General features: G+C 69.0%; 4 protein-coding genes and 1 pseudogene. 3 read left to right on the forward strand and 2 right to left on the reverse strand.

All coding sequences use genetic code 11. The features are described 5' to 3' along the window. Window positions 1-12: 12 nt before the first annotated feature. A pseudogene (locus tag G5C60_RS49295) lies at window positions 13-246 on the reverse strand (3-oxoacyl-ACP reductase); the annotation flags it as partial. 475 nt (window positions 247-721) lie between these two features. On the opposite strand from G5C60_RS49295, the gene G5C60_RS49305 reads away from it, so the two are divergent. Continuing rightward, the gene (locus tag G5C60_RS49305) at window positions 722-2,620 is read left to right on the forward strand and encodes an AMP-dependent synthetase/ligase (RefSeq protein ID WP_241267633.1); all 1,899 of its coding nucleotides are present in this window, start codon (window positions 722-724) and stop codon (window positions 2,618-2,620) included. Window positions 2,621-2,739: 119 nt separating this feature from the next. Here the strand turns inward: G5C60_RS49305 and G5C60_RS49310 are convergent, their stop codons facing one another. Then, entirely contained in the window at window positions 2,740-2,943 is a 204-nt protein-coding gene (locus tag G5C60_RS49310; protein ID WP_033319512.1) for a cold-shock protein, read from the reverse strand. 364 nt (window positions 2,944-3,307) lie between these two features. On the opposite strand from G5C60_RS49310, the gene G5C60_RS49315 reads away from it, so the two are divergent. Both G5C60_RS49315 and G5C60_RS49320 read left to right on the forward strand, forming a co-directional pair. After that, complete coding sequence (locus tag G5C60_RS49315) at window positions 3,308-4,156, forward strand: MqnA/MqnD/SBP family protein (protein ID WP_165270619.1); 849 nt, start codon at window positions 3,308-3,310, stop codon at window positions 4,154-4,156. Window positions 4,157-4,316: 160 nt separating this feature from the next. After that, window positions 4,317-5,203: serine/threonine-protein kinase (locus tag G5C60_RS49320; RefSeq protein WP_165270621.1), on the forward strand; the 887-nt coding region annotated here is incomplete at its 3' end.

Here is a 5,203-nt window from a genome sequence, read left to right on the forward strand (position 1 = left end):
GCCGGAGGCCTACGTCTCGGCCACGTCCACCGGAAGCCCGCCCTGCGCAAGGGAGTTCATGCGCCTCCCCGCCTCCCGGGTGAACAGCGGCACGGTGGCCGTCATCTTCGTCTCGATGAAACCGGGGGCGAGGGCGCGCGGTGCGAGGGAGCGTACGAGCCCCACGATCCCGGCCGTATGGGAAAGCACCTCGCCGAGATCGCCCGTGACCGCCGACTTACCCGCCGTGAGGCGGACCAATTCCCCCTCCAGAGTGGGCCGTTCGGCCGACCGGCGGCGGAGTGGGGCGGGCTGCGGGAGGCCGAGCCGGCGGGTGAGGAAGCGACCGGGCGGGGTACCTGTGAAGCGCAGACAGCGGTCGGCCATCGTTCAAGAACCCCTCAGCTCGATCAGCTCAGTCGTCTCGGTCGTCTCGGTCGTGAGTCTTACTCCAGAGTAAGATTACTCAGAGGTCAGGAGTTGGTCGATACGGCCCCCGCCGCCTGTGAATGTTGTGGAGGGTGGCGTCGTCGCTGGTGAAGACGGGTCGCCGACGGTACCCGCGTACGCCGTAATGCGTATGTTGAAGACCTTCCACTCCCACTGAACAACAGCACGACCAGTCCCGTAGCACCCATGGGGGACCCGTGGGGGGACCGCCCCTTGTGATGCGTGATGCGTGATGCGTGATGCCGACTCGGAACCACCTCCCCCCACAGGCATGACGACAAGGAGCCGCCCCATGTCCGCCAGAAAGTCCTCCACCCCCGCACCCGCGCTCGTCGAGCCGGAGATCAAGCGGCTGGACGGTGTCGTACGGGAGGTGTCGGTGCCGCCGCTCATCGCGCCGGTCACTCATGGGTCACTCGCGGACATCCCGTTCGACAACGCGAGCGAGGCCCCCGCCGATGTCGTACTGAGCCGCAAGGGGCCGGACGGCGGCTGGGTGGACGTGACGGCGAACGCGTTCGCGGACGAGGTGCTGGCTCTGGCAAAGGGGTTGATCGCCGAGGGGCTGATGCCGGGTGACCGGATCGCCATCATGTCGCGTACGACGTACGAGTGGACGCTGCTGGACTTCGCGGCCTGGGCCGCCGGACTCGTGACCGTGCCGATCTACCCGACCTCGTCCCTCTTCCAGACCCGCTGGATCCTCCAGGACTCCGGAGCCGTCGCCCTGGCCGTCGAGGGCGTCGGGCAGGCCGCCGCGCTGGGTCCTGAGCGGGAGCGCATCCCGGATCTGCGGCATGTGTGGGTCTTCGAGAAGGGGCACGTGGAGCGGCTCGCCGAGCTGGGCCGGGACGTGCAGGACCAGGAAGTCGCCGTACGGCGTGGAGTGCTGGGTCCGGGGACGCTCGCCACGATCATCTACACCTCGGGCACGACCGGCCGCCCCAAGGGCTGTGCGCTGTCCCACGGCAACTTCTTCGCCGAAGTCGACAACGCCATCGAACTCCTCTACCCGGCCTTCAGGTCCCTCACCGACGAACCGGCGGCCACGCTCCTCTTCCTCCCCCTCTCCCACGTCCTCGGCCGCATGATCTCGGTCGGCTGCCTCCGCGCCCGCGTCCGCCTAGGCCACGCCCCGGGCATCGGGAGCGAGGAACTCCTCGCCGACCTGGCCACCTTCAAGCCGACGTTCCTCGTCGCCATTCCGTACGTCCTGGAGAAGGTCTTCAACACGGCCCGCGCGACCGCCGAACGCATGGGCCGGGCCTCGTCCTTCGACCGCGCGGCCCGCGTCGCCCGCGCCTACGGCGAGGCGATCGAGGCCCAGCAGCACGGGTGGGGCGGCCCGACCCGTTCCCTCCGCGCGGCCCGAACCCTCTACGACCCCCTCGTCTACCGCCGTATCCGCAACGCCCTGGGCGGCCGCGTCCGGTACGCCATCTGCGGCGGCTCCCCGCTCGGCCGCGACCTGGCGGCCTTCTTCGCCGGCGCGGGCATAGAGATCTACGAGGGCTACGGCCTCACGGAGTCGACGGCGGCGGCAACGGTCACCCCGCCCCGCAAACCCCGACTGGGCACGGTGGGCTGGCCCCTGCCCGGCACCCGGGTCCGTATCGCCGCGGACGGGGAGATCCTGGTGAGCGGAGGGCATGTCTTCCGCGGTTACTGGGACCCGTACGCGGGCGGTGTCGTCCCCGCCGCACCCGACGGCTGGTTCGCGACGGGCGACATCGGCGAACTGGACGACGAGGGCCACCTCTCGATCACCGGCCGCAAGAAGGAAATCCTGATCACCGCCGGCGGCAAGAGCGTGGCCCCGGCTCCCCTGGAGGACTGGCTTCGCTCGCACCCGCTGATCGCCCAGTGCATGGTGCTCGGCGACGGCCGCCCGTACATCTCGGCCCTCATCACCCTCGACCCCGACGGCATCACCCACTGGCGACAGATGAACCGCAAGCACGCGGTCCCCGCCGAACTCCTCGTCGACGACGAGGAGCTGCGCGCCATCCTCCAGCGAGCGATCAACGAGGCCAACAAGCTCGTGTCCCGCCCGGAGTCCATACGCCGCTTCGCCGTCCTGCCGGGCAGCTTCAGCGAGGAGGCGGGGCATCTGACCCCGACGATGAAGCTGCGCCGGGATGCGATCGCGCGGGACTTCGCAGCGGAGATCGAGGCGCTGTACGAGCGGTAGCCGACCGGCATCGCGAAGCAAAGGCAGGAGCCCCGGCACCAGTGGGTGTCGGGGCTCCTTGGGTACTGCATTCGTTCCAGATCAAAGCATCAGAGCGTCGGGCTCTTGAAGCCGAAGGGTCAGACGGGGGTGACGTTCTCCGCCTGCGGGCCCTTCGGACCCTGGGTCACGTCGAAGGTAACCGCCTGGTTCTCTTCGAGAGAGCGGAAGCCGCTCGCGTTGATCGCGGAGTAGTGGACGAAGACGTCGGGGCCGCCGCCTTCTTGGGCGATGAAGCCAAAGCCCTTTTCGGCGTTGAACCACTTCACGGTTCCGGTAGCCATAAGCCCTCCTTGGGCCCAAAGGGTTGCCCTGCTCCAGAACCTGCAAGTGTGTTAAACAACTGCATTCATCTGAAAACGACGAGAGCCCGCGGTCACATGCTCCGCAGGCTCTGTACTGCAAGGGAAACCAAACTGCAACTTGCGGCGAGCCTAGCACGCAGCCAGCCGAAAGCAATAGAGGGCAAGATCACGTCACCCGGAAGTTTGGAGAGTTCGCCCGATGGGTTGACGTAAAGGCGTCGGTCGGGTGTCACAGGGGTTGACATAGGAGACCGAGATGGTTTCCGGAATCTCTCTCTACCACTCTTCACCACTCCGGGACCCTGAAGCCCGCACTGCACCTGACGGGGGATAGCCTCACGATGTGGACAATTCTCGCACCCGGCCGCGCGTCGGCCACATCCAGTTCCTGAACTGCCTGCCCCTGTACTGGGGGCTCGCGCGTACGGGGACGCTCCTCGACTTCGAGCTCACCAAGGACACCCCGGAGAAGCTCAGCGAGCAGCTGGTGCAGGGCGATCTCGACATCGGGCCCATCACGCTCGTCGAGTTCCTCAAGAACGCCGACGACCTGGTCGCCTTCCCCGACATCGCGGTCGGCTGCGACGGCCCGGTGATGTCCTGCGTGATCGTCTCCCAGGTCCCGCTGGAGGACCTGGACGGCGCCCGGGTCGCCCTGGGCTCGACCTCGCGCACGTCCGTACGGCTCGCTCAGCTGCTGCTGGGCGAGCGGTTCGGCGTACGGCCGTCGTACTACACCTGCCCGCCCGACCTGGCCCTGATGATGCGGGAGGCCGACGCCGCCGTGCTCATCGGGGACGCTGCCCTGCGCGCCAACCTGCTCGACGGACCGAAGTACGGGCTCGCCGTGCACGACCTGGGCACGCTGTGGAAGGAGTGGACGGGGCTGCCGTTCGTCTTCGCGGTCTGGGCGGCCCGCCGCGAGTACCTGGAGCGCGAGCCCGTCGTCACGCGCAAGGTCCACGAGGCCTTTCTCGCCTCGCGGGACCTCTCCCTGGACGAGGTCGGCAAGGTCGCCGAGCAGGCGGCGCGCTGGGAGGCCTTCGACGAGAGCGTTCTGGAGCACTACTTCACGACGCTCGACTTCCGTTTCGGCGGGCCGCAGTTGGAGGCCGTCACGGAGTTCGCGCGACGGGTGGGACCGACGACCGGCTTCCCGGCGGATGTGAAGGTGGCTCTGCTGGAGCCGTAGGGAATCCTGGGGAGCCGTTGGGAAGGGAACTGCGGGGAACTGCGGGGTGAATTCCGCCGAACGAATCCCCTGGCATTACCTCGCGTAATGGGGAGGGTGGGCCGAACGTACGGCACTACCCTGCTGGGGAGTGGAGCACGTCCGGGGGAGGCACAACGCCATGCAGCCGCTCGATGTCGGCGAACCCACCACCGTGGGGCCCTACCGGCTGCTCGGCCGACTCGGCTCGGGCGGAATGGGCCGGGTCTATCTGGGCCGTAGCGCCGGCGGCCGTACCGTCGCGGTCAAGATCGTGCATCCGCACTTCGCGCTCGACGAGGAGTTCCGCGCCCGGTTCCGGCGCGAGGTCGAGGCGGCGCGGCGGGTGGGCGGCGCGTACACGGCGCCGGTCCTCGACGCCGACCCCGACGCGTCGGTGCCGTGGGTGGCGACCGCGTACGCCGCCGGCCCGTCACTCGCCGCGGCGATCGCGGACGCCGGTCCGCTGCCGGAGCATTCCGTACGGGTCCTCGGGGCGGGCCTCGCGGAGGCACTGTCGGCGGTACACGGACTGGGCCTGGTCCACCGGGACGTGAAGCCCTCGAACGTACTCCTGACCCTCGACGGCCCCCTCCTCATCGACTTCGGCATCGCCCGCGCGACGGAGGGCACGGCGTCCCTGACGTCGACCGGCGTCTCCATCGGCTCTCCCGGCTACATGTCGCCCGAGCAGATCCTCGGCAAGGGCGTCACGGGGGCGGCCGATGTCTTCTCTCTGGGAGCGGTACTGGCGTACGCGGCCACGGGGTCGTCCCCCTTCCCCGGGGACTCCTCGGCCGCCCTGCTCTACAAGGTCGTGCACGAGGAGCCCGAACTCGGTTCCCTGGCGGGCGAGTTGCGGGAAGTCGTCGCGGCCTGCCTCTCGAAGGACTCGTCCGGACGTCCGTCCCCGGACTCCCTGGCCGACCGGCTCGCGGCGGACGGGGCGGCTCGGCTGGTGGCGGCGGGGTGGCTGCCGGGGCCGTTGGTGGAACAGGTCAGCCGAAGTGCGGTGCAGCTGCTGAACCT

This window comes from Streptomyces scabichelini (assembly GCF_011045015.1).
Lineage (GTDB): Bacteria > Actinomycetota > Actinomycetes > Streptomycetales > Streptomycetaceae > Streptomyces > Streptomyces scabichelini.